A 24,657-nucleotide genomic window follows, 5' to 3' on the forward strand; every position below is an offset into this window, starting at 1 on the left:
CGTGGGAGCGTGGATTGAAACCTCCTGACTTTGCGGCCACGTTGATGTTGGTATCCAGTCGCTCCCCTCGTGGGAGCGTGGATTGAAACTACGGACAGGCTACATGGTTGCAGGAGTGGTCTGTGTCGCTCCCCTCGTGGGAGCGTGGATTGAAACCGCTGTACTACTTCCCTAGCAATCATATTTAACAGTCGCTCCCCTCGTGGGAGCGTGGATTGAAACTCTAGTACTTTTGCTACAGATAAGCGTAAAATTTTGTCGCTCCCCTCGTGGGAGCGTGGATTGAAACACAATCTTAGAATTAAGAGCGGCGTAACGAATCCGTCGCTCCCCTCGTGGGAGCGTGGATTGAAACACGTGGAACATAAAGACAGAGGGCGGTTCTGGTGAGGTCGCTCCCCTCGTGGGAGCGTGGATTGAAACTGTCAGAGTATGGGGGATGAGGATATCTTCCGGGAGTCGCTCCCCTCGTGGGAGCGTGGATTGAAACCAATGTACGGAACTTACGTGTATAGGGGCGCATAGAGTCGCTCCCCTCGTGGGAGCGTGGATTGAAACACAAATGTCAAAAGTCTTAACATCAGGGAATATGTCGCTCCCCTCGTGGGAGCGTGGATTGAAACTAACAAAGGTATAGCTATAACGGGAAATGACTTGGTCGCTCCCCTCGTGGGAGCGTGGATTGAAACTTTTATCAACTACTCATTACTTGCGGGCGGCTGGGTCGCTCCCCTCGTGGGAGCGTGGATTGAAACTATAGAGAGCAGAACAGCCATAAAGAAGAAAGCAAGTCGCTCCCCTCGTGGGAGCGTGGATTGAAACCACAACGATGCGGGAAGCGGCCAGGCAAACATAAGTCGCTCCCCTCGTGGGAGCGTGGATTGAAACCACTGTTCCGGAAAGTTTTCTGCGTACCATTCCAGTCGCTCCCCTCGTGGGAGCGTGGACTGAAACCAGTCATCAGAGTCCTCCAATTTGGACTCCGGGATAGTCGTCCCCCTTCGCGGACAGGTGGATTGAAACCTTCCGGCTGGGGCAAATGGGGTAGCTCCCTCACGATAATCTTGAAGGAAGAAGTGCGCAAAAAAAGCTGCAAGCGTAATTCGAGGATTACAAGGCACACTGTATCTGTACATTTACTCTGACTTTCTGGAAGCAAAGATGATGGGGAACTTTAGTGAGGTTGAATAGAGCATTATAGCGAACTTTCATCCGTACCGTATTCTTTATACGGAATGCTATAATTTGATGGAGAATTATGCAAAATTATCTGTTCAAACAGAAATTGCATTACATAGAAATCAACCTGCTATTTCGCATTAAATAGCCTAATATAGAATCGTATAAATGCAATGGTTTCGTTTGTTGACAATATCTGGACAGTTAACAATTTGTACGACAAACAGCTCAGAAGTCTGATAGATAAAAATAGTAATCTATATTTGGCAGATTAGTGATTAAAATGGATGTAGGGAGAAATTTCTGACATAGTGGAGATAAGTTTTGCTGGAATTTGCTGCTTGGCAAGTGCGAGTTGAAACCTGACTTTGGAGGAAGTGGTTCTCATGAATTAAATGATTTTCTCCTTAGTCATTGTTTAGATTGGAACACTAGGCCAGCATTAAAAAAGAGTTCAGCTCCTATATACAGAAATAGTATATAGGTCTGAACTCTTTGCATTTTCCCGCAAAATAGGCACGCGCTTCCACGTCTATTTCAGCTCTGCCCCATCACTGAATGCATTTCCTACTTTTTCTCCCAATGTCAGATAAGCATTGTTCACCGGGTCAAAGGTGATTGGCTGGAGAAGTGCGGGGGAGATTTTTCCGTTTTCATCCAGAATTTTTTCGTCAGCGCTGACATTGATGATTTCGCCGATGATATCTCCGTCTTCTGTGATTTTTATGAGCTTGCATTCCAGTGCCATGGGGAATTCCTCGATGAGAGGCGCGTCTACAAATTCGCCTTTTATCGGATGAAGACCTGCCTTCTCCAGTTTAGAAGGCTCTTTGTTTCCGGAAACAATGCCCACATAGTCTGCTTCTTTTACATGGGCGGCGTCTGCGAAGCTTACAGTGAAGGCCTGGCGGCTTTTGATGTTGGCCGTGGTCTTGTGACCTGCGCTGAGGCAGATACATACCTGATTGGTATCATAAATTCCTCCCCAGGCAGCGTTCATGGCGTTAGCCGTTCCATCTTCGTTATAGGTGCCGATAATCAGTACCGGAAGGGGATACATCCAGGACTGCTTTCCGAAATTTTTTCTCATATTGATAAGTCTCCTTTCATAGTTCGTATATATTTTTTATTATATAACGAAAAAAGAACTTAAGGAAGCATCAGAGACTTTACATTGCTAAAGAATTTATAAACAAGTATAAAATAAGTGATAAAGTCACTGACAAACTGTCAGAAGTCTGATACAATGCAACCAGTAGCTTGAAAACAGTGATTTCAGGAGGTCAGGACTATGATGAAAATGTTATTCTATATGTTTATAAATACCAGCACCGGAGAAAAGGTGAAAACAATTCTTAATGATCTGTTTCCGGGATTGATCAAGGAGCCAAAGAAAGTACCGGTACGTGTACCGGTGTCTTATCCCAGAGATCGCAGATATACACGAAGCAACTATTAAAAACCCAGGCCGCAGTATTTCGCATAAAATCGAGAAACTGCGGCCTGGATTTTTTTGAAGTGGAAAATAAAAAAATCATCAGCACAATCTATGTACTGATGAAAATAAAAAAAGCGCGAGACGGGACTCGAACCCGCGGCCTCGACCTTGGCAAGGTCGCGCTCCACCAACTGAGCCACTCGCGCATAAGCGGGTGATGGGAATCGAACCCACATATCCAGCTTGGAAGGCTGGTGTTCTACCACTGAACTACACCCGCAGGTTATTTATGACAATAGCTGATTTGTTAAGCGTAAGAGCTATTGTGTTTTGCCTCCTGTCGAAGACAAGAGATATAATACTACATGATATTTGAATTGTCAACAGTTTTTTGAAAAAAATTGTAAAAATGAAATTTGAAGTATTTTCATACATTTCTTCAGAGGATTTTGGAGATCTCTGGTGAATTCCGGATAGATACAAGGGAACAAAAAACAGTTTCGAGAAACAGAAGAATCCTGTTTCCGAAACTGCTTTAGAGGACTAATCCTGTTTTACAAAACGATGGTAGATATACTGGTTGGCTTCTTTTTCCTGAGAATCGTCCAGCGGCGCCAGGCTGCCGTCGCCGTACTTCCGCTTCAATGCGTTGGAAAGTAGATAGTCGCAGATATGGGGATTCTTGGGAAGGAGAGGACCGTGGAGATAAGTTCCCACTACATTTTTGTACAGAACTCCTTCAGTTTTGTCTTCACCGTTATTTCCGTGTCCATAGAGAACCTTTCCAAAAGGCCGGTTTTCTCCAATATAGGTCCTTCCTCCGTGGTTTTCAAAACCTACGATGGGGAGGGAAAAGTCTTTATTTTCCAGAACAATGTTGTCAATCAGTCTGGGACTGCCCTGCTCTGTATATAAATCTACCAGGGAAAGTCCATCTATAGTACCTTCTTCTGTTTTGTAATAGTGGCCAAGAAGCTGATATCCTCCGCAGACTGCAAGAACTGTGCCCCCGTCTTCTACATATTCTTTAAAATCTTTTTGGATGCTTCTTAACTGAGAGCAGACGATCATCTGCTCCCTGTCGGAACCGCCTCCCAGGAGGACGATATCCAGATTTGAAAAATCAATGGTGTCTTCCAGAGTGAACTCAATGGTCTCTGCCTCAATCCCCCTCCACTGGCTCCGCTTCATCATGCACTGGATGTTGCCCCGGTCACCGTAGAGGTTCAGCAGATCCGGATATAAATGTCCGATTGTCAATTTCATGATTTTCTGCCCTCCATTCTTTTCAGGATATTGTGGGTGGTGTAAAGGCCGGTGTAGTTTACCAGCACATAGAGATTTTTGACTCCATTATTGATTTTTGAGGTAATAGCTTTCTCAATATCCGGTTCCAGGTCACAGGGGATATCCACATACTTCAGCCGCAGACGCATATCCTGACAGCGGATGCCGCAGACTGTGATAGATGCGGCATTTGTATCAGCCAGACGGTCAAAGTCTACGTCCCACAGCCAGGATACGTCAGTACCGTCCTGACTGTTGTCATTAATGAGAATGATAACATCCTTTGGGGAAGTATCTGTCATTACTGCAGAAATGTTCTGATTGAATCCGGCAGGGTTTTTGGCCAGGTTCAGCATAACCTTGGTATCCGCAATCTGGAACAGTTCATTCCGGCCAAACTGAGGAGTGTAGTCTCCCAGGATTTTGTTAAAGTTTTCCAGAGGTACCTTTGCCAGGGAAGCTGCTCCGTAGACGGCTAAAATATTATAAACATTGTAAAAGCCTCTGTAATTGGCTTTTACATGGAAATCTTCTACATCAAAGGCGATTCCCTCAGCAAGGGAAACATTGCTGCCGTTAAAGTCCAGTTTGGGGCGTTTAAAGCCGCACCGGGGACAGTAGTAATCTCCCAGCTGGCTGTAGTGGTAAAAATGATACTCCATTTTTTCGCCGCACCGTTTGCAGAACCGTCCTTCCCGGATTTCCCTGGTATCTTCTTCCCGGAATACCTGTTCTCCAATACCAAAAGTATAATGGGGATTTTCATTTTCAAGGGCCAGGTAAGTTGAAAGAGAATCATCGCCGTTTACCAGCACTTTCATTTCAGGAGCCATTTTCATAGCCCGGGAAAGAAGGTCCATAGTAATATCGATTTCTCCGTATCGGTCCAGCTGATCCCGGAAGAGGTTTGTCAGCACCATGTAATCGGGACGGAAATGAGGAAATACCCGGACAGTAGAAGCCTCGTCTATTTCGATACATGCATAATCTGCTTTCAGGTGTCCAGACAGTCCGGCTGACAGGACAAAGGCAGAGGCTACGCCGTTGAGCATGTTGGAACCGGTACGGTTACAGACTACTTTATAACCATTGCCTTCCAGCACAGAGGCTAGCAGATTGTTCGTGGTGGTTTTGCCGTTGGTGCCGCAGACTACAAAAATGTCTTTTTTTACTTCACCTGCCAGTTCTTTCAAAATGGGAGGATAAATAGACAGGGCAATTTTTCCTGCCAGGGTTACGCCCTGTTTTCCTGTCAGCTGACAGGCAGTTTTTATCAGCCGGGCACTCCACACGGCTAAAAGTCTTCTGATATTCATAATCGTTTCATCCTTTATCAATGATACAGCAGTTTTCTTTAGTATCTGCAGGAAGCTGCAGAATTAACAACCGTTATTCAATTAATCATTATACATAAATAAAAGAAAGAGTACAACCAAAAGAAACAAGAGGGCATCTGAATTGTTGCTGCAAATTATAGAAAATCAGGAAAATTATATGGAAAACTTTTGAGCGTTATGCTACTATTAAACAAAAGCATCTTGTGATGCTAAGTGTGAAATAAATTGCTGCCGGGACAGCAAGAGGAGGGCAGAGCATGAAATTACTTACTTATAAACTTCAGGGAGATGACAAAGAGCGGTTGGGCGTGATGTGTGCCAATGCTTTTCAGAGGTTTTATCCGCTGGAAACTTTTCAGCTGCATTTTCAGGATATGAATGATCTGATCGAACATATTAAGCCGGAAGAAATGGAGATGCTCAGAAACTCTTTGGCTTCTGTGGAAGGAGAAACTTTGAATTATGACGAGGTTATCCACTGTGCTCCGATTCCTCATCCCCGTCAGGACATTATCTGCCTGGGAATGAATTTCAGGGACCATGGAGAAGAATCTGCCCGTTATAAAAAAGAAGCTTTTGAAAGAGATCAGAATTATCCGGTATATTTTTCAAAAAGAGTAAATGAAGCAACCCCTGACGGCGGTACGATTCCGTCATATCCCGGACTGGTAGACAGCCTGGATTATGAGGCAGAGCTGGGAGTTATTATTGGAAAGGATGCTTTGCATGTTAAGAGAGAGGATGCCTTTGACTATGTTTTCGGATATACGGTGATTAATGATGTCAGCGCAAGAAATGTACAGACCAGGCATAAACAGTGGTATTTTGGAAAAAGCATGGATGGCTTTACCCCTATGGGACCCTTTATTGTTACAGAAGACGTGGTAAAGAGACCGCCGGTCCTTTCGATTAAGAGTCAGGTTAACGGGGTTTTAAGACAGCATAGCAGTACAGACCGCTTTATCTTTGATATCCCTCATGTGATCAGTGAACTTTCCAGCGGCATGATGCTGAAGGCAGGGACAATTATTTCCATGGGAACGCCTGCCGGCGTGGGAATGGGAATGATTCCGCCGAGATTTCTTATGCCGGGAGATGTGGTGAAATGTGATGTAGAAGGAATCGGCATGATCACAAATGTAGTTGTATAACAGAAAAACGAAAAAAACGGTTGAAAAACAGATACAAATATGGTAAGATTGCTGTGTTGTGTAGGACAGCAGTCTTACCATATTTTGTGTAAGCCCAGATAGCTCAGTTGGTAGAGCAGAGGACTGAAAATCCTCGTGTCGCTGGTTCGATTCCGGCTCTGGGCACTTTTTTATCCCTTAAATGTCTTTGGGAGAAAAACAAATATCTTTATCAGAAAGAAAGGCGGTATAAAGAAAAATGTATTCATGGGAAGAAATCAATCAGGTGGATCCGGAAATCGCTCAGTGTATTAATGATGAGGTGGAACGCCAGAATTCACATATTGAGCTGATCGCGTCAGAAAACTGGGTAAGCAAGGCAGTCATGGCTGCCATGGGAAGCCCTCTTACGAATAAATATGCAGAAGGATATCCGGGGAAAAGATACTATGGAGGCTGCGAGTGCGTGGATGATGTGGAACGTCTGGCTATTGAAAGAGCCAAAGAACTGTTCCAGTGTGAGTATGTAAATGTCCAGCCTCACTCAGGGGCACAGGCTAATATGGCAGTATTTTTTGCTATGCTGAAGCCAGGAGATACGGTTATGGGGATGAATCTGGCCCATGGCGGACATCTTTCCCATGGAAGCCCGGCCAATTTCTCCGGGGCATATTTTAATATTGTTCCTTACGGTGTAAATGATGAGGGAGTTATCGACTACGAAGAAGTGAGAAAGATTGCTCTGGAGTCAAGACCAAAACTTATTGTGGCAGGAGCCAGTGCATACTGCAGGATCATTGATTTCAAGAAATTCCGGGAGATTGCCGACGAGGTAGGCGCATATCTGATGGTAGATATCGCTCATATCGCAGGTCTGGTGGCAGCAGGAGTACATCCAAGTCCCATTCCCTATGCCCATGTGACGACCACTACCACCCATAAGACACTGAGAGGCCCGAGAGGCGGTATGATCATGAGCAGTGCCGAGATTGCCAAAAAATTTAATTTCAATAAAGCAGTATTTCCGGGAATCCAGGGCGGTCCTCTTATGCATGTGATTGCAGCTAAAGCGGTATGCTTTAAAGAGGCTCTTTCTCCTGAGTATAAGGTTTACCAGGAAAATATCGTAAAGAACGCCAAAGCCCTCTGCGACGGTCTTCTGAAAAGAGGAATCAACATTGTTTCAGGAACTACAGAGAACCATCTTATGCTGGTGGACCTGAGAGGAACCGGGATCACAGGAAAAGAGATGGAGCATCTCCTTGATGAAGCGAATATTACCTGTAATAAAAACGCAATTCCCAATGATCCGGAATCTCCTTTTGTAACCAGTGGCGTTCGCCTGGGAACAGCCGCTGTAACTTCAAGGGGAATGAACCAGGAGGATATGGACCTGATCGCCGAGGCTATTGCCCTTATGGTAAAGGACAGAAACAATAAGGAAAAGGCTATGGCTATTGTAAAATCTCTTACAGATAAATATCCGTTAAACGCGTAAATTGTTGCGTTTTACCAGACCCGGTACTGAATATTTTCGTAAAAAATTGCCTTTGAAATTTATGTATTTTTTTTGATACAATATATATAGTTGGGGATTGTGGAAGCACCCAGTGCATAGCAGTCCAGCATTGCGGGGGCAAAAAAATTTTGCCCCCAACATCTGTATATGGAAAAATGTTGTATGGATTTTAAAGAAAAGAGGGAAATAATGTTCAGGATCGGGTCTTATGTTATGTATGGAAAACGTGGAGTGTGCAAAGTAGAGGATATTGGAAAGTTTTTTGAAGAGTCAATGCAGGACAGCAGGGAGTACTATAAGTTGTCACCTATTTTCATAAAAGGAGACCAGGTTTATATCCCTGTAGAAAATCATATGTTTATGAGAGAGCTCATCAGCTCTGACACAGCTAAAAAATATCTGGAAGCAGTGCCAAAGATTCCGGCAGATACCTTTACTACCAGGCAGCAGACCCGACTGGCGGACCATTACCGGGAGATGATGGACACTTATGATATGAATGTACTTCTTTCCTTGATAAAAGGCATTTATATGAAACAATATCAGGCTGGCCGGAATAACAAAAAATTGTGCCAGATTGACCAGCGGTATTTGAAATCTGCGGAGGACATTGCCTATGGAGAGTTTGCCATAGCCCTTGAGTCCACACCGGAGAAAATCAAAGCTTTTGTAAAGGACAAGGTTTTCTGCCAGATTCAGGCATAATCTTCCGAAAACCTTGAATACAGCCAGGCTGGCTGATACAATGAAACCGTATTCTTCTCGAACAGAGCGTTGTAAAAATAAATCAGATAATAATACCATAAAGCTGAAAGGGGAATGTTAGAGACAGAAAGGAGACGACATGCAGTTAAAGTTGACAACAGATTATGCGATCCGTACGGTTGTATATCTGGCTACACAGAGTGGAATTACCTCTGTGGCAGAAATTGGAAGCAAAATGGGAATATCTGAAAATTATCTTATGAAGGTATTAAAGGCTCTGAAGGATGCCGGGCTGGTTGCCGGGTATCAGGGAAAAAGAGGCGGATATGCCATTTCAAAAAAACCGGAAGAAATTTCTCTGTGGGATATAGTTGAGGTAATGGAAGGTACTACAAAAATCAACAGGTGCCTGGAAGCAGATGAATTCTGCAGCAGACATGGAACACAATTCTGTGCCATGAGAAAATATTACCAGGGACTACAGAAACAAATGGAAGAATATTTATCCGGTATCACTATTGACAAGGTTTTAGAAAAAGAGGCAGTGGGTTAACAGGCCCCCTGTATAGACAAAGGATGAAATTATCGGATTTACATATGCGAAGACCACTGTATAAAGAGAAGAAAAGAGGGGGAAGCCGAAGCTTTTATTATATCCGCAAAGGATAGAAAAAGCCCGGCTTTTTCTTTGCTGCTTTATAGGGGAGATATCTGGATTTTTTTGGAAAAACATGATACTGTTCATTGACAAGAACAGGAAAAAGGTGATAAACTCAAGAAATTAAGAGGTTTTTATTTTTTATAGATAAGTTAGATGAATCTAACTTTACCTCTTAAAGTAAAATGAAAGGAGAGGTACTATGAAACAGCACAGATTCTGGGCATGGGCAATGCTTTTCTGCCTTGGGATGACATTTTACACAGGATACAAACACAAATAAAAGAAACGAGTAGGAGGTACGAAAATGATACATACTGAACTGATTAAGAAAGCAGCCCTTTTTGCCGGAGGCGTACTCTTTGGGACTGCAGGAGTAAAAATCTTAGGAAGTAAAGATGCAAAGAAAGCTTATGTACAGGCTACAGCAGCCGTTTTAAGAGCAAAAGACTGTGTTATGGATACGGTAACTGCTGTACAGGAAAACGCTGAGGACGTTTTGGCTGAAGCAAAAGAAATCAACGAAAGACGGCAGGAAGAGGAAATTTATTCAGAAGAGGACCAGGAACAGGAAGATGAGAAATGCGAATAAAAATTCAGCATGAGATCAGAGGACGCATCCGTTTCTCTACCCAGAAGAAAAAGATGACTGCCCGGGAAGCGGATATGTTTTTGTTCTATATAAATTCTCTGAAAAATGTGACTGCCGCAAAGGTATATGAACGGACCGGCCATGGTGTTGTCTGTTATACTGGCAGCCGCCGGAAGCTGATTGAAAGCCTGGTAGCCTTCTCTTTTGAAGACAAGGAGCTTATGGCAAAAGTTCCGGACAATACAAGCAGAGAGCTGATGAACAAATATAAGGAGAAACTTGTTTCCAAATTGGTACTCCACTTTTTGTGCAAGGTTTTTCTGCCGGCTCCGGTGGCAAAAGCCAAGGCAGTGATCCAGTCTTTTCACTTTATAAAGGAAGGACTGAAATGCATATGCCGGAGAAAATTAGAAGTGCCGGTGCTTGATGCAACGGCGATTACAGTTTCCCTTATGCGGGGGGATGTAAGCACCGCCAGCTCTATCATGCTCCTGCTGGGAGTGGGAGAGATCCTGGAGGAGTGGACACATAAGAAGTCTGTGGCAGACCTGGCGAGAAGCATGTCCTTAAATGTGGAAAAAGTATGGTTAAAGCAGGGCGAAAGTGAAATCCTGACAGAAATAAACCATGTAAAGGAACAGGATTTCATATGCATTCATATGGGAAATATGATTCCACTGGATGGGATTGTGGCCCAGGGAGAGGCTATGGTAAACCAGGCATCTCTTACCGGAGAGGGAATTCCTGTAAAGAAGGAAGAAGGGGCCTATGTGTATGCTGGTACTGTGGTAGAAGAAGGAGAACTTACAGTACAGGTAAAACAGTCTGTGGGCTCTACCAGATATGAAAAAATCGTGTCTATGATCGAAGAATCTGAAAGGCTGAAATCTTCTCTGGAAGGTAAAGCAGTTCATCTTGCGGACAGCCTTGTGCCCTTTAGCTTTCTGGGAACAGTGCTTACCTATGCACTTACCAGAAATATGAGCAGAGCTCTGTCTATCCTTATGGTGGATTTTTCCTGCGCTCTGAAGCTGTCTATGCCCATTGCGGTGCTGGCGGCTATGCGTGAATGTCAGGACCATCAAATTACAGTAAAGGGAGGCAAATTCCTGGAAGCTGCAGCGGAGGCAGAGACTGTGGTCTTTGATAAGACAGGAACTTTTACAAAAGCACAGCCCACAGTAGCCCAGGTGCTTACTTTCGGAGAAAAAGACCGGGACAGCATGCTCCGGCTGGCAGCCTGTCTTGAAGAGCATTTTCCCCATTCTATTGCAAATGCAGTAGTGGCTCAGGCTAAGAAAGAAGGCCTGGCCCATGAGGAAATGCACAGCAAAGTAGAGTATGTGGTGGCCCATGGCATCTCTTCTCAGGTAAACGGGGAAAAGGTAATCATTGGAAGCTATCATTTTGTCTTTGAAGATGAAAAATGCCGGATTCCTGCCGGAGAGGAAGAAAAATTTGAAGAACTTCCGGCAGAATACTCCCATCTGTATCTTGCTGTATCCGGAGAACTTGCAGCAGTAATCTGCATAGAAGATCCTTTGAGAGAAGAGGCCAAAGATATTGTTCCTGCTTTGAAGAAGGCAGGAATCCGAAAAGTTGTCATGATGACGGGAGACAGCGAAAGGACTGCCAGGACAATTGCCCGAAAGACCGGGGTGGACCAATTCTATGCAGAGGTCCTTCCAGAGGACAAAGCTTCTTATATTGAGAAAGAAAAAGCAAAGGGCAGAAAAGTTATTATGGTTGGAGATGGGATTAATGATTCACCTGCTCTTTCTGCGGCAAATGCAGGTGTGGCTGTAAATGGCGGGGCGCAGATTGCCAGAGAGATTGCAGACATTACGATTTCTGGAGAGAATCTCCACCAGCTTGTGACGCTGAAAAGGGCAGGAAACTGTCTGATGAAGCGGATTCACAGAAACTACCGGTTTGTTATAGGTTTTAATACAGGACTTATTATTCTGGGATTTGCCGGAATCCTGGCGCCGGGAACTTCTGCCTTCCTTCACAATATGTCCACTTTAGGGATTACTCTGGAGAGCATGACGAATATGCTGGACAAAGAAGAGAAGAAAATATGCAGACAAAAAGAACAGAGAAAGTAAAAGAATTTTAGGAAAAAAGGAGAGGCGGACAGGATTGAACGGTATCAGAACCTGATCATTAGCGACACCCTGCCATGCCTGTTCCAGTATATCCGCAGTCGGAGACATGGGCAGACTGCCCAGTGTCCCCGGCTGGAACGGAAGCATTCCTGCTTTGACTTATAGCTTTATAAGAGGGCTAAAGACCGGAGCTTCTGGAATGCGGACTGAGCGGCTATGGCTCCATCACTTGCAGCAGTTACTACCTGTCTCAGGCCTTTCTGGCAGACATCCCCGGCTCCATAGAGAAGAGAAACGACGGTTTCCATCTCACTGTTGACCAGCATATAGCCTTGTTTGTCTAATACAGGAAGCTCTTTCAGGAATCCGGTGACAGGATCTGCGCCGATATAGGGGAAGATGCCAGTGACAGGCAGGAGTTTCTTTTCTCCGGACTGAGCATGAGCAATTTCCAGGCCTCCGACTTTTCCTTCTTTATCCATAACCTGAACAGGACGGTAGTTCTGAAGAATTTCTATTTTAGGATTAGAACGGGCAGCCTCGATTACCGCTTGTTCTGCCCGGAAAACATCTCTCCGCATGACGATATAAACCTTGGAGGCGAACTGAGTAAGGTAGACACTTTCTTCAAGAGCAGAGTTTCCTCCGCCTATAACAGCTACGTCCTGATTTCGGGAAAATGCTCCGTCGCAGACTGCACAGTAAGAAATTCCCCTGCCGATATGCTCCTCTTCTCCGGGAATGCCAAGGAGCCGCTCTTTTGTGCCAGTGGCAACCAGAACGGCAGGAGCCGTAAAGACAGTGCCGTCCTGACAGATGACCTGCTTTCTTTCACCGTCACGTATTTCTGTTACATTGCCGTATTCATACACAGCACCGAAACTGGTGGAATGTTCAAACATATCCATGGCCAGCTGGGAGCCAGGTTCTTCTTTGATGCCTGGCCAGTTGCTGATCTTATTTGTCTTTAAAAGTTTTCCGCCGGGAGCCCCGGCTTCCAGGAGGGCTGTTCTCATACCTGCCCTGGAAGCGTAGACCGCGGCAGTCATACCTGCTGGTCCGGCTCCTATGATGATAAAATCATAATCTTTTGTCATAGCTGTTTCCACCTTTCGTTAAAGGCCTTTCATCTTCTGAACAAGTACCGGCTTAGGAAGAAAGCCTACAGCAGAGTCTTTGACCTGCCCTTCCTTAATAAAGAAGAGAGAAGGAACGCTGCTTACCTGCCACTGGGATGCAAGGGAAGGATTTTCGTCAATATCTACTTTTACGATACGAAAGTCTTCCTGTTCTTTATCCAGTTCTTCCAGTACCTGTCCAAGCATTTTGCAGGGACCGCACCAGGTAGCAAAGAAATCTAACAGTACCGGTTTCTGGGATTCTAATACTTCTTTCTGAAATTCACTTTCATTTACATGTAAAATTGCCATATCTTTATCTCCTTTATCGATAGTTTATAATTCGTTTCTTATGTGCAGCTCTTTTCTTTGAGCTTGATTTGAGTATAACCTTTTTTCTCTTGTTAGTCTGTGACGAAGTCACATAATTATGTATAAAAACGTTTACGAACCAGAGGAAAATTGGTATAATAAACAAGGTACAGCGTTTGTCCGCCAATGGCGAAAGAGGAGTGTTTATGAGAGAAATAGAAGAGTTATCCCAGTATCTGGAAGGTGAGAAAGTGAGAGGCCTGCGGAAAGAGGCTGGCAGGGATATTCAGGAAAAACTAAGCAAAAGCGGGATTTATTTTCATATTTTTTCCAGACTGAAATCTGCAGGTTCTATTTGGCATAAACTGGAATGGAAGAAAGAGGAATATCTTGAGAAGGATAAGAAGCTTCAGGACCTGATCGGTATCCGGATCGTTCTTTATTATATGGATGATGTTCCTATTTGCAAAGAGCTTTTAAAAGAGACCTATTCTATTATCGAAAAGGACTCCCATGAGGACATACCTAAGGTAAACGAATTTAACCCTATCCGGATGAACTATGTATGCCGGATGCCAGAGAAGATTTCTTCAGCATTCCCTCCAGAACTGTGGGAAAAATACAGAATTGACAAGACTTTTGAAGTACAGGTCCGCACAACCTTCTCTGAAGGCTGGCATGAGGTGGACCATGATGTGCGGTATAAGCATAAAGAAGAGTGGGAAGAGCACTATGAATTTTCCAGGGAGCTGAATGGAATCTATGCTACCCTGGAAATCTGCGACAGAAGCATGGTGAATCTTCTGGAGCGGCTGGCCTATAAGAATTATAAGAATATGCAGATTGAAGCCATGCTTCGTAATAAATTCCGTCTCCGCTTTGAAAATCCGGTGCTTTCTGTGCCTCTGATGGAGTTTCTCCAGAAGGACCAGGATCTGGTGAAGAAACTGTACAGAGCAGACAGAGAGGAGCCTATCCTGTTCTTTGCCAGCAGCCTGTCAGATGGAATTCCCCTGACAGTGGACAATCTGGTGCTGGTGTGCAATGAGCTTCTTCTGGGAAGAAAAGATCTGGAAGAGAGAACGCCTATGCTGATCCGGGAGAGAACCGGGCAGTGGAAGGAAAAAAATGCTGAGAATGTGCAGAAAATTGTTGACACAGGATTTTACTTATAATATAATATGTCAATGTGACGTACTGCGAAACTACCTAGCCAAAAGCCCCGGTATGGTGGTGGAAGGAGCGTCTTTGAAAGCCGAAACATAGATGAACGGCTTGATTTACTTGATTTTTTAATGACGAATTTAACGTATATGATTGATAATTAGGAGGGAAAACCATGAACAGTTATATGGCTAATCCAGATAAGGTTGAAAGAAAATGGTATGTTGTAGACGCTGATGGACAGACATTAGGCCGTCTTGCATCTGAAGTTGCAAAAGTTTTAAGAGGAAAAAATAAACCGATCTACACACCGCATATTGATACAGGCGACTATGTGATCGTTGTTAATGCTGATAAGATCAAAGTTACAGGTAAGAAACTGGATCAGAAGATCTACTACAGACACTCTGACTATGTTGGAGGAATGAAAGAGACCACATTAAGAGAAATGATGGACAAGAAACCTGAAAGAGTAATTGAACTGGCTGTTAAGGGTATGCTTCCAAAAGGACCTTTAGGAAGGGCCATGATTAAAAAATTACATGTATACGCTGGACCAGAGCACAATCACGCAGCTCAGAAGCCAGAAGTATTAACATTTTAATAGGAGGTAAATGACAGTGGCTAGTACAAAATTCTATGGAACAGGAAGAAGAAAATCATCTGTAGCACGTGTATATCTGGTACCAGGTACAGGTAAGATTACAATTAACAAAAGAGATATCGACGAATATTTTGGATTAGAGACATTAAAGGTAGTTGTTCGTCAGCCGTTAGTTCTGACAGAAACAGCTGATAAATTTGATGTTTTAGTAAACGTTCATGGCGGTGGTTTTACAGGACAGGCTGGTGCTATCCGTCACGGAATCTCCAGAGCTCTTCTGGAGGCTGACAGCGATTACAGACCAGCTCTGAAAGCTGCAGGTTACTTAACTCGTGACCCAAGAATGAAAGAGAGAAAGAAATACGGCCTCAAGGCTGCCCGTCGCGCTCCGCAGTTCAGCAAGCGCTAAACTTTATCAAAAGTGGTCAAAAACCCCGGAACTACGCGGTTTCCGGGGTTTTTCCTTTTCAAATGGTTTGACGCAATTTGACAGAACGAAGCCTCTTTTAACCCGTTTTCTATGGGTTAAATGGTGGACAACCACCCCAAAAAGAGGGCTTATGGGTTAAAAAATAGGACAACCGAGACGCGATTTTGGGATGCCAAGGGGATGTTTATTTATACATCTCCAAGAGACCTTTTTCGTGAAAACGGTTTGTCTGAATTTGACCTAATTTGAACAAAAGAGAATAAATCTAATCGCCAAGCGCTCAGTATTTTCTACTGGGCGCTTTTTGCGTTTCCGGGGAATTTCATTCCGGGATAAGAAAAGGCCGTCACTTTCAATTTTTGAAGTGGCGGCTTTTTCTATTTCCAGAAGCCATAGAACAATTCAGAAATGAGGTGAAGTCATTGAACACGCAAATCATCGCCATCGCCAACCAGAAAGGCGGCGTTGGCAAGACAACCACCTGCGCGAACCTGGGGATTGGGCTGGCGCAGGCCGGAAAGAAAGTGCTGCTGATCGACGGGGACCCGCAAGGCAGCCTGACCATCAGCCTGGGCCACCCCCAGCCGGACAAGCTGCCCTTTACCCTGTCCGACGCGATGGGCCGTATCCTGATGGACGAGCCGCTGCGCCCCGGCGAGGGTATCCTGCACCACCCGGAGGGCGTTGACCTGATGCCCGCAGACATCCAGCTCTCCGGCATGGAGGTCTCCCTGGTGAACGCCATGAGCCGAGAGACCATCCTGCGGCAGTATCTGGACACGCTCAAGGGACAGTATTCCCATATCCTGATTGACTGCCAGCCATCCCTGGGTATGCTCACGGTCAACGCCCTGGCCGCCGCCAACAGGGTCATAATCCCCGTTCAGGCGGAGTACCTGCCCGCCAAGGGCCTGGAACAGCTGCTCCAGACCGTAAACAAGGTGAAGCGGCAGATCAACCCCAAGCTCCAGATCGACGGCATATTGCTGACGATGGTGGACAACCGCACCAACTTCGCCAAGGAGATTGCCGCCCTGCTGCGGGAGACCTATGGCAGCAAAATCAAGGTGTTCGGCACCGAGATTCCCCATTCTGTCCGGGCAAAGGAGATCAGCGCCGAGGGCAAAAGCATTTTTGCCCATGACCCTAATGGCAAGGTGGCCGAGGGCTATAAGAATCTGACCAAGGAGGTGATAAAACTTGAAAAGCAGCGCGAAAAAAGTAGAGCTGGCTCCATACGATGATTTGTTTTCCACCGAGGAAAGCCGCCAGGATGCCAAGCTGGAGAAGATACAGGAAATTCCGCTGTCTGAGCTGCACCCATTTAAGGGGCATCCCTTCAAAGTCAAGGATGACGAGGCCATGATGGAGACCGCCGACAGCGTTCGGCAGTATGGTGTTCTGGTTCCGGCGATCGCCCGCCCGGACCCGGAGGGCGGCTATGAGCTGGTTGCCGGTCACAGGCGGCACCGGGCCAGTGAGCTGGCCGAGAAAGAAACCATGCCTGTCATTGTCCGAGACCTGGACGATGATGCTGCCACTATCATCATGGTGGACAGCAACTTACAACGTGAAAGCCTGCTCCCCAGCGAAAGGGCCTTTGCTTACAAGATGAAGCTGGAGGCTATGAAACACCAAGGCGCACGGGGGGACTTAACTTCGTCCCAACTTGGGACGAAGTTGCGTGCAGATGAATTGTTGGCGCAGCAGGCTGGTTCGAGTAGGAACCAGGTGCAGCGCTATATCCGCCTGACGGAGCTGATTCCCGAACTGCTGGATATGGTCGATGAAAAGAAAATCGCCCTCAATCCGGCTTATGAGCTGTCCTTTCTCAAAAAAGAAGAACAGCGGGATTTGCTGGACGCGATGGACAGCGAACAGGCTACCCCCTCTCTCTCCCAGGCTCAGCGACTCAAGAAATACAGCCAGGAGGGACATCTGACCCTCGATATGATGCGCGTCATCATGGGTGAGGAAAAGAAAAGTGATCTCGACAAAGTGACTTTCACCTCCGACACCCTGCGGAAGTATTTCCCCAAAAGCTATACGCCCCAGCGGATGCAGGAAACCATTATCAAACTGCTGGAGGCGTGGCAGAAGAAGCGCCAGAGAGACCAGGAACGATGAAAGGAGCCGCCTATGAGGGATATTTCAGCCCGTGAGCTGAAAGGACACAATATCTTGGCCGTAGAGCGTTTTCAGGACAGCACCCGCTGGATGATCGAGTTTTCCGTTCAGCGCCCTTGTTCCTACGGCTGCCCCGGCGATGATATGCGGCTGTTTCTTACGGAGGACGGGTATCAGGCCGCCCTCGTAAGCCAGAAGCGTCGGGAAATCAAAATCAAGCGGTATGCCCGTGTGATCGAGGGCCATGTGCTCGACTTCAAACCGGACAAGCGCCGCCGCCACCCGTAAACTCATTATCACTACGAAAGGAAAGGAATGAATATGTGTACTGTCCAGAGCATCAAAGATGCCATCCGGGAAAGTTGCCAGTCCCAGTATGATATGGAATCCACCGACATTGACCGGGTTTTGCAGACCCTCCCGTTTTCGGAGCATGAGCCGATGTTCAGTCATCCGCCGAAGTACAAGCGTCCTTACCGGCCCTGGCAGAACAACAAAAACAGCTGAAAGCCACAGTCTTTTTCACGAAGGATTGTGGCTTTTTTCATGCCCTAAAATTAGAAAGGAGTGAAGTCAATGGCCGTTTTTCGCATTGAACGGACCAAAGATTATACCGTGATGAGCAATCATCACCTGCGGAACCACGAACTATCCCTCAAGGCAAAGGGGCTTCTTTCCATGATGTTATCCCTGCCTGATGACTGGAACTATACTACCCGTGGACTTGCGAAAATCTGCAAGGAGGGCGTTGATGCCATCGGCAGTGCGCTGCGGGAGTTGGAAACCGCCGGTTACATCGTGCGGAACCAGCTGCGGGACCAACAAGGCCGGATCAGCGACACCGAGTATGTGATTTATGAGAAACCCCAGCCCAGGCAGCCAGAAACGCCAAGGCCGGATACGGCTGTACCAGATACGGCTTCACCAGATACGGAAAACCCGTATCTGGATAAACCGGATACGGAAAAGCCCGCAGAATTAAATATAGAGAAACCAAATACTCAAAAACAAAATACTCATGGAGCAAGTACCGATTCCATTCCCTTCCGGGAAACAGCGGCAGCACAGCTGCCGGAACGGAAAGGAAGGGATGCGATGTCTGTCTCAGAGATAGAAAATTATCGGGAATTGATTCTGGAGAACATCGAGTATGACTATCTGTGCAGAGAGTTTTCGACCTACCGTGAGGACCTGGACGAGATTGTGGAGCTGATGGTGGAGACCGTTTGTGCCAAACGTAAAACCACTCGGATCGCTGGCAGCGACTTTCCCCATGAAGTCGTGCGCTCCCGGTTCTTGAAGCTGGATAGCGAGCATATCCGATTTGTCATGGACGGTATGCAGAAAAACACCACGGAGGTCCGCAATATGAAACAGTATTTGCTTGCAGTGCTGTTCAACGCGCCCACCACGATCAGCAATCACTACACCGTACAAGTCAATCACGATATGAACACAGGCGGCTGGTAAACAGCCGCTTTTCTGTTGCCCGGCAATACCGGGAGAAAGGATTTTGCCATGAAACGACCTCTTGCCTACATTACGGCTCCCTGGAGCAACAACCAGTATGAGAACGCCGAGAACGCTGCCACCTACTGCCGCCAGGTGTACGACGCCGGGTATTCGCCCATCTGCCCGGTTCTGTTCTTGTCCACCTTCCTCAAGGACGAGATTCCCCAGGAACACAAGGACGGGCTGGATATGGTGCGAGACTATCTGCGCCGGTCCCATGTGCTGGTGGTCTGCGGCCACGGCATCGACGAGACCGTGAAGAATGACATCGCCACCGCTGAGCGCCTGCGGATCACCGCTACCACCCTGGACGGTATCCTGACTGTGAAAGGCCAGGGACGCGGGAAAGGAGGTGCGCGCCATGCCTGAGCGTAAGACCGTGGGCCAGCTGATGGAGGAAATGCGGCTCAAGGCCGGGGCGCAGAACTACCACGGCCATGAGTACATGGATTTGGAGCGGTTTGCCGAGGACACCCGGCACATGATTATCTTCGATGTGCTGACCCACGATTCGCCGGTGGGCTGGAAAGGCGAACGGACCCGCCTGTTTCTGACGGAGGCCGGATACCAGAAAAGCCTGGAGAACCAGGAAAAGGGCCACATCAAGATTCTCAGCCATGCCAAGGTGCGCCGGGGACATCTGTACTATGACCGCTCCGATCAGCTGCGTTGAAAGGAGCCTGCCATGATGAAATACCTGCTGCGGCGGCTGGTGGTCCCGCCTTAGTATCAAGCGCCACCCCTGCAAAATCCGTGGAAAGGAGGCGATGACCTATGCAGGAGGAAGTGGAAAACAGGACTTTGACGCTGGTAGTCAGCGGAACAAAGTTTACCGGGCGGCTGTTTAAGGCCGCCATCACCAAGTACCTTGCCCACCGCAAGGAAAAGAAGCTGCAAAAGCAGAAAAGCCGGGATACCCCCGTGATTCCCCACGGCAAACAGACGGTGAAGCAGCTGATCGGCCAGAATCAGGGCGTTTCCAACATCGAGATCACCGACCCCTCCATCAAGGAGTTTGAAAAGATCGCCCGGAAATACGGCGTTGACTATGCGGTGAAGAAGGACCGCAGCAGCTCCCCGCCCAAGTACCTGATCTTTTTCAAAGGCCGCGATGCGGATGCCCTGACCGCTGCCTTTACCGAGTACACCGGCAAGAAGGTCAGAAAGGCGCAGAAAACAGAGCGTCCGTCCGTGCTGGCAAAGCTGAGCCAGTTCAAAGAGCTGGTGAAACACGCCGTTGTGGACCGGAACAAGCGGAAGGAGCTGGAACGATGAAGATGAAAAAGCAACTTGACATCAAAAAGCTCCTTTTGCTGAATATGCCCTATATCCTGATGGGGCTGTTCGCAACCAACTTCGGTGAAGGATGGCGGATGGCCGTGGGTGCGGACGCTTCGGCAAAAATGCTTTCGTTCTTCTCCACGCTGCCGGTGGCGCTGGCCAGCTGGTGGCCCAGCCTGCACCCTTTGGACCTGCTGGTGGGGCTGTGCTGCGGCGCTGGCCTGCGATTGGCCGTGTATCTCAAAAGCAAGAACGCCAAGAAGTACCGGCACGGTATGGAGTATGGCAGCGCCCGCTGGAGTGCATAATCTTAAGTGTAAAGAACTCTACATGGACGCACAGGAGGATATGCACATGAATGATTACAACAAAATCACAGCCCTTTACTCCCGCCTTTCCGTAGGCGACGAGGACAGGGACGGCGGCGAAAGCAACTCCATACAGAACCAGAAGAAGTTTTTGGAAAGCTACGCCAGACAGCTAAAATTGACGAATATCCGGCACTACATTGACGACGATGAAAGCGGCAGATTTTTCGACCGCTCCGCCTACTCCCGCATGATAGAGGACGTAGAAAACGGTAAAATCGGCGTGTGTATTATGAAAGACATGACCCGCTGGGGGCGCGACTATCTCCAAGTCGGCAACGCTATGGAGATATTCAGACGGAACAATGTGCGCTTTATCGCGGTCAACAACGGGATAGACAGCGAGAAGCCCGACACATTGGAGTTTGCGCCCTTTATCAACATCATGTCGGAGTGGTACGCAAAGGACATCAGCAAGAAAGTAAAGACCGGCATTAAGACGAAGGGCATGAGTGGAAAGCCGATTGCCACCGAAGCTCTCTATGGCTATGTCAAATCCCCGGACAACAAGGATTTTTGGATAATCGACGAGGAAGCCGCCGGAGTTGTCCGTTTGATTTTTCGCCTGTTTCTGGACGGGAAAAACCGCAACCAAATCGCCGTATATCTGACGCAGGCGCAAATCCCAACGCCCACATTCTACATGAAAGAGCGCGGGCGGGGAACGTGCAAAAACAGGGCGCTCAATGAGGATAACCGTTACAAGTGGAACAAAGCCACTTTGACCCATATCCTTACACGGCAGGAGTATTGCGGCGATGTAGTCAACTTCAAGACTACAAAGCATTTCCGGGACAAGCGGAACCACTATGTAGACCGGAGCCAATGGCAGATAACCGAAAATGTGCATGAGCCGATTATTGACCGCGCCGACTTTGAAACCGCACAGCGGATTTTGGAAAACGCGCCCGTCAGACGCCCCAACGGGGACGGGGAAATCCACCCTTTGTCGGGCTTGCTTTTCTGTAAGGATTGCGGCGCAAAAATGCACATCCGCATAGATTACAGAAACGGCGGCAAGCGGCACGTTGCCTATTGCAGCGAGTACCACAAGGGAAAAGCCAAAAACCCCAAATGCCATTCCCCGCACATCATTGACGCGGACTTGCTCATGCAGACCGTCGCGGAAGTGCTGAAGAAAATCGAGGACTATTCTATCAGCAACCGGGCGGAGTTTGAAGCCTTAGTGAAAAAGAACCTTGCCATGCAGCAGACCGACCAGACCAAAAAGCAGCAGAAGCGTATCCCACAAATCACGACGCGCCTTGAACAGATTGACAAGGTGCTGAACAAGCTCTATGAGGACAACGCCCTCGGCACTATCCCGCAAGACCGCTACGAGCAAATGTCGCAGAAGTATTCAGAAGAATACTACGCATTGAAAACGGAGCTTTCCATACTCCAAGAGCAGCTATCCGCTTATGAGAACGCGGGAGGACGGGCGCAGAAGTTTTTGAAGCTGACGGAACGCCATGCCGCCTTTACTGACCTCACCCCCGCCATTCTCAACGAGTTTATCAGCAGGATTGAAGTGCATGAGCGCGACCAGAAAAGGGCGAGATACGCAATCCAGCACATCAGCATATATTTCAACTATATCGGCAGATTTGAGAACGAAGTAACGCAGCTTGCAGAGCCGACAGAGCAGGAAATCCGGCAAATGCGGGAAGAAATCGAAGAAGCCAAAAAGGAAAAGAGCCGCGCCTACCACCGGAAGTATTCAAGGGAGTACCGGGCGCGAAACCTTGAAAAGCAGCGGGAGTATGAGCGTATCAAGGCGCGGGAATACCGGGCAAGGAGAAAGGCGCAGACCGCCGCCGCACAGCCCGCACAGTAAAACAGAATAACCGACAACCAAGAGGGATTTTCCGGCTACGGGAAGTCCCTCTTTTGTGCCCGGAGAAAGGAGCTGCCTATGGCAGAACAGACCCCCGACAGTATCATCACGACGCAGAGAAACGGGCAGACTATTGTTGCGGAGTTATTTTTCAATCACAGCAGCACAGAAACATTCCGCGACAAGCTGCTCAAGACGATACTTGCCGACAGTTCGTGTTTATCTGCGTCTGACGGTCAAGAGCCGGAAAAATCGGAAATCTTGCGATAACAGCCGCCCCGACGATACATTCCACGTCCGGGCGGTTTTTATCGTCAAAAACGCCGTTTTCTCCAAGTCAAGAGCCGGAGAAAACACCCGAAAAATGCCCCTATTGCGTAACAGGGGCACAGAAAGGAGTTTGCATGAGAACAGGGCTTACCAAGCAGGAAAAGACCACCGATATTTGGTTTGACGAGAAAGACCCCCTTATCCATATCCGCACCCACAACACCGCCTTGAAAAAGCGTCTGCTTGCATACAGCCGCCGTTATCCGGCGATCTGCCAGCAGACTGACGCAGACCCGGAAACGGGCTGCATGGAGTTTGACATTGAGAAAGGCCGCTTCTCTTTCCGTCTGACCGCCCCATACAGCGAGGAACGGCGGGAAGCGGCGCGGCGGTATGCCAGAGAGAGCAACGTCGCCGACAGGCTGAAATAGAGTTGAAATGTTCATAGTTTTGTGCTATACTTTTTCTAAAAGCAGAGTAATACTGCGGAATTGATTGGAGGACAACACAATGGTTACATTTATGAGATTAAGATAAAACCGCGAGTTATGTTGCGGTTATCCGTATTGCATAACTCGCTTATTGAAGCAGAGATGTAATTACGGAGGAAAAACAAATGAATAATAATTTATCACGCTTTGCAGACAGCAAGGTTTATTTTCAATGCCCAATTTGCACAAAATCAATGGATATACAAGGCAATAGCCTAATTTGTAGACATGGACATTGCTTTGATATTTCAAGATATGGGTATGTAAATTTGTTGTTAAAATCATCGCCCAAAACCAACTACAGCAAGCGGTCTTTTGACAACCGGCACCAAATTTTGGAGTATGGCATGTATGATGTTGTGTTGGAGAAAATCATACAGTTTATTTCTGATACGCCATCTATAAGAAACATTTTAGATGTTGGTTGCGGCGAGGGTTTCTATGCAAGGCAGATACAGCAAAGAACAGAACGAAACATCTTTGCCTTTGACTTGTCAAGGGAGGCAATACAGATTGCATCAAAAAAAGACAAGCGCAAAGCAGTGAAGTGGTTTGTTACTGACTTATCAAAAATCCCTTTGAAAGACGGAAGTATGGATTGTATTTTAGACATATTTTCGCCTGCACACTACAAAGAATTTCAGCGATTGCTATCTCCTAACGGATATGTTGTGAAAGTAATTCCTACGAAAAATCATTTGAGGGAAATCAGGACTAAAGTGCAAGCACACTTGAAAAATCCAGATTATTCAAATGAGTCTGTCGTTGAATATTTTGAGAAATATCTTAAAACCATTTCAAGAGAAACGGTTTCAGCCACCGTACAGTTGTCATCAGAACAAAGAATGTCGTTTATTGAAATGACGCCGCTTCTCTTTTGCGTTGAAAAAGATTGCGTTGATTGGCGTACTCTCACACATTTGACAATCGAAGCTGATGTTTTAATAGGAATGTATTAAAGGGCGTATTGATATTTAATATTCCCATTTATTGAGCAGAACGGAGTAAACCAAACACCCTAATCAAAAGGACAGCCGAGGAAATCGACTGTCCTTTTTCTATGCCGACAGGTAGAAAGCTTCCTGTATACTATAAATCAAGGAGTTGACCAAAGAAAATACCTCAAGTAAATTTAGATTATTACTGACCTGGCGAGTTGGTAAAATCTAAAAACACAAGAGGTATCTGAA

27 protein-coding genes, 3 tRNA genes, 1 pseudogene and 1 CRISPR repeat array (1 of these 32 only partly in view) are annotated in these 24,657 nt (G+C 46.8%); of the genes and pseudogenes, 24 read left to right on the top strand and 7 right to left on the bottom strand.

What is annotated here, in order from left to right; translation table 11 throughout:
* Window positions 1-954: a CRISPR direct-repeat array (repeat unit 32 nt; unit sequence GTCGCTCCCCTCGTGGGAGCGTGGATTGAAAC); it begins 1,006 nt to the left of the window's first position.
* A gap of 757 nt (window positions 955-1,711) precedes the next feature.
* Window positions 1,712-2,269, bottom strand: coding sequence for a flavin reductase family protein (locus B5G00_RS09310; RefSeq protein WP_087271896.1), 558 nt, complete (start codon window positions 2,267-2,269; stop codon window positions 1,712-1,714).
* Window positions 2,270-2,470: 201 nt separating this feature from the next.
* Here B5G00_RS09310 and B5G00_RS18885 point away from each other — a divergent pair, with 201 nt between their 5' ends.
* Window positions 2,471-2,638 (top strand): hypothetical protein, encoded by a 168-nt coding sequence (locus B5G00_RS18885; protein ID WP_158229660.1) that lies wholly within the window; start codon window positions 2,471-2,473, stop codon window positions 2,636-2,638.
* A 112-nt stretch (window positions 2,639-2,750) separates the two neighbouring features.
* Here the strand turns inward: B5G00_RS18885 and B5G00_RS09315 are convergent.
* The 4 genes from B5G00_RS09315 to B5G00_RS09330 all read right to left on the bottom strand — a co-directional run bounded on the left by B5G00_RS09315 (window position 2,751) and on the right by B5G00_RS09330 (window position 5,220).
* Window positions 2,751-2,823 (bottom strand) — tRNA-Gly (locus B5G00_RS09315).
* A 3-nt stretch (window positions 2,824-2,826) separates the two neighbouring features.
* A tRNA-Gly gene (locus B5G00_RS09320) sits at window positions 2,827-2,897 on the bottom strand.
* A 263-nt stretch (window positions 2,898-3,160) separates the two neighbouring features.
* Window positions 3,161-3,883: a type 1 glutamine amidotransferase gene (locus tag B5G00_RS09325; protein WP_087271899.1), complete on the bottom strand. Its 723-nt coding sequence runs from the start codon at window positions 3,881-3,883 to the stop codon at window positions 3,161-3,163.
* Window positions 3,880-5,220 (bottom strand): MurT ligase domain-containing protein, encoded by a 1,341-nt coding sequence (locus B5G00_RS09330; RefSeq protein ID WP_087271902.1) that lies wholly within the window; start codon window positions 5,218-5,220, stop codon window positions 3,880-3,882. The genes B5G00_RS09325 and B5G00_RS09330 overlap by 4 nt, the downstream gene beginning before the upstream one ends.
* Before the next feature lie 278 nt (window positions 5,221-5,498).
* Between B5G00_RS09330 and B5G00_RS09335 the strand changes: the two genes are divergently transcribed.
* The 7 genes from B5G00_RS09335 (at window position 5,499) to B5G00_RS09365 (ending at window position 11,953) form a co-directional block, all read left to right on the top strand.
* Entirely contained in the window at window positions 5,499-6,392 is an 894-nt protein-coding gene (locus B5G00_RS09335; RefSeq protein ID WP_087271905.1) for a fumarylacetoacetate hydrolase family protein, read from the top strand.
* A 92-nt stretch (window positions 6,393-6,484) separates the two neighbouring features.
* Window positions 6,485-6,557 (top strand) — tRNA-Phe (locus tag B5G00_RS09340).
* A gap of 73 nt (window positions 6,558-6,630) precedes the next feature.
* On the top strand, window positions 6,631-7,869 hold the full coding sequence (gene glyA, locus B5G00_RS09345) for a serine hydroxymethyltransferase (RefSeq protein ID WP_087271908.1): 1,239 nt from the start codon (window positions 6,631-6,633) through the stop codon (window positions 7,867-7,869).
* 210 nt (window positions 7,870-8,079) lie between these two features.
* On the top strand, window positions 8,080-8,595 hold the full coding sequence (locus B5G00_RS09350) for a CarD family transcriptional regulator (protein ID WP_162613500.1): 516 nt from the start codon (window positions 8,080-8,082) through the stop codon (window positions 8,593-8,595).
* A 139-nt stretch (window positions 8,596-8,734) separates the two neighbouring features.
* Window positions 8,735-9,148, top strand: coding sequence for an RrF2 family transcriptional regulator (locus B5G00_RS09355; protein ID WP_087271914.1), 414 nt, complete (start codon window positions 8,735-8,737; stop codon window positions 9,146-9,148).
* A 412-nt stretch (window positions 9,149-9,560) separates the two neighbouring features.
* Window positions 9,561-9,845, top strand: coding sequence for a DUF6110 family protein (locus tag B5G00_RS09360; RefSeq protein WP_087271917.1), 285 nt, complete (start codon window positions 9,561-9,563; stop codon window positions 9,843-9,845).
* Window positions 9,836-11,953, top strand: coding sequence for a heavy metal translocating P-type ATPase (locus B5G00_RS09365; RefSeq protein ID WP_087271920.1), 2,118 nt, complete (start codon window positions 9,836-9,838; stop codon window positions 11,951-11,953). Before B5G00_RS09360 ends, B5G00_RS09365 begins: the two co-directional genes overlap by 10 nt.
* Before the next feature lie 167 nt (window positions 11,954-12,120).
* On the opposite strand, the gene B5G00_RS09370 is transcribed toward B5G00_RS09365, so the two are convergent.
* Both B5G00_RS09370 and trxA read right to left on the bottom strand, forming a co-directional pair.
* Window positions 12,121-13,050: an NAD(P)/FAD-dependent oxidoreductase gene (locus B5G00_RS09370; RefSeq protein WP_087271923.1), complete on the bottom strand. Its 930-nt coding sequence runs from the start codon at window positions 13,048-13,050 to the stop codon at window positions 12,121-12,123.
* An 18-nt stretch (window positions 13,051-13,068) separates the two neighbouring features.
* Window positions 13,069-13,383 (bottom strand): thioredoxin, encoded by a 315-nt coding sequence (gene trxA / locus B5G00_RS09375; RefSeq protein ID WP_087271926.1) that lies wholly within the window; start codon window positions 13,381-13,383, stop codon window positions 13,069-13,071.
* Between the two features lie 206 nt (window positions 13,384-13,589).
* Between trxA and B5G00_RS09380 the strand changes: the two genes are divergently transcribed.
* The 16 genes and pseudogenes from B5G00_RS09380 (at window position 13,590) to B5G00_RS09455 (ending at window position 24,426) form a co-directional block, all read left to right on the top strand.
* Window positions 13,590-14,558, top strand: a complete 969-nt coding sequence (locus tag B5G00_RS09380) for a GTP pyrophosphokinase (protein ID WP_087271929.1) — start codon at window positions 13,590-13,592, stop codon at window positions 14,556-14,558.
* 164 nt (window positions 14,559-14,722) lie between these two features.
* Entirely contained in the window at window positions 14,723-15,151 is a 429-nt protein-coding gene (gene rplM / locus B5G00_RS09385) for a 50S ribosomal protein L13 (RefSeq protein ID WP_087271932.1), read from the top strand.
* A gap of 16 nt (window positions 15,152-15,167) precedes the next feature.
* A complete protein-coding gene (rpsI, locus tag B5G00_RS09390) occupies window positions 15,168-15,560 on the top strand; it encodes a 30S ribosomal protein S9 (RefSeq protein ID WP_087271965.1) in 393 nt (130 codons plus the stop codon).
* Window positions 15,561-16,003: 443 nt separating this feature from the next.
* Window positions 16,004-16,825, top strand: coding sequence for a ParA family protein (locus B5G00_RS09395; protein ID WP_002576359.1), 822 nt, complete (start codon window positions 16,004-16,006; stop codon window positions 16,823-16,825).
* On the top strand, window positions 16,782-17,708 hold the full coding sequence (locus B5G00_RS09400; RefSeq protein WP_002576358.1) for a ParB/RepB/Spo0J family partition protein: 927 nt from the start codon (window positions 16,782-16,784) through the stop codon (window positions 17,706-17,708). Before B5G00_RS09395 ends, B5G00_RS09400 begins: the two co-directional genes overlap by 44 nt.
* Window positions 17,709-17,720: 12 nt before the next feature.
* Window positions 17,721-17,996: a DUF5720 family protein gene (locus tag B5G00_RS09405; RefSeq protein WP_002576357.1), complete on the top strand. Its 276-nt coding sequence runs from the start codon at window positions 17,721-17,723 to the stop codon at window positions 17,994-17,996.
* A 27-nt stretch (window positions 17,997-18,023) separates the two neighbouring features.
* Window positions 18,024-18,215 (top strand): hypothetical protein, encoded by a 192-nt coding sequence (locus tag B5G00_RS09410; protein WP_002576356.1) that lies wholly within the window; start codon window positions 18,024-18,026, stop codon window positions 18,213-18,215.
* 69 nt (window positions 18,216-18,284) lie between these two features.
* The gene (locus B5G00_RS09415; RefSeq protein ID WP_002576355.1) at window positions 18,285-19,178 is read left to right on the top strand and encodes a DUF6017 domain-containing protein; all 894 of its coding nucleotides are present in this window, start codon (window positions 18,285-18,287) and stop codon (window positions 19,176-19,178) included.
* A gap of 48 nt (window positions 19,179-19,226) precedes the next feature.
* The gene (locus B5G00_RS09420; RefSeq protein ID WP_002578791.1) at window positions 19,227-19,589 is read left to right on the top strand and encodes a DUF7768 domain-containing protein; all 363 of its coding nucleotides are present in this window, start codon (window positions 19,227-19,229) and stop codon (window positions 19,587-19,589) included.
* On the top strand, window positions 19,582-19,893 hold the full coding sequence (locus B5G00_RS09425; RefSeq protein ID WP_087271935.1) for a DUF5720 family protein: 312 nt from the start codon (window positions 19,582-19,584) through the stop codon (window positions 19,891-19,893). The genes B5G00_RS09420 and B5G00_RS09425 overlap by 8 nt, the downstream gene beginning before the upstream one ends.
* 101 nt (window positions 19,894-19,994) lie before the next feature.
* Window positions 19,995-20,495: a PcfB family protein gene (locus tag B5G00_RS09430; RefSeq protein ID WP_002576352.1), complete on the top strand. Its 501-nt coding sequence runs from the start codon at window positions 19,995-19,997 to the stop codon at window positions 20,493-20,495.
* A gap of 2 nt (window positions 20,496-20,497) precedes the next feature.
* Window positions 20,498-20,800, top strand: a pseudogene (locus tag B5G00_RS09435) (VirD4-like conjugal transfer protein, CD1115 family); the annotation flags it as partial.
* 55 nt (window positions 20,801-20,855) lie between these two features.
* Complete coding sequence (locus B5G00_RS09440) at window positions 20,856-22,706, top strand: recombinase family protein (protein WP_002592870.1); 1,851 nt, start codon at window positions 20,856-20,858, stop codon at window positions 22,704-22,706.
* A 78-nt stretch (window positions 22,707-22,784) separates the two neighbouring features.
* A complete protein-coding gene (locus tag B5G00_RS09445) occupies window positions 22,785-22,976 on the top strand; it encodes a transposon-encoded TnpW family protein (protein ID WP_002592869.1) in 192 nt (63 codons plus the stop codon).
* 134 nt (window positions 22,977-23,110) lie between these two features.
* Window positions 23,111-23,407 (top strand): hypothetical protein, encoded by a 297-nt coding sequence (locus B5G00_RS09450; protein ID WP_002592868.1) that lies wholly within the window; start codon window positions 23,111-23,113, stop codon window positions 23,405-23,407.
* A gap of 185 nt (window positions 23,408-23,592) precedes the next feature.
* Window positions 23,593-24,426, top strand: coding sequence for a methyltransferase domain-containing protein (locus B5G00_RS09455; RefSeq protein WP_002584969.1), 834 nt, complete (start codon window positions 23,593-23,595; stop codon window positions 24,424-24,426).
* Window positions 24,427-24,657: the final 231 nt, after the last annotated feature.

This window comes from Blautia sp. An46 (genome assembly GCF_002161645.1).
GTDB lineage: Bacteria > Bacillota > Clostridia > Lachnospirales > Lachnospiraceae > Blautia > Blautia ornithocaccae.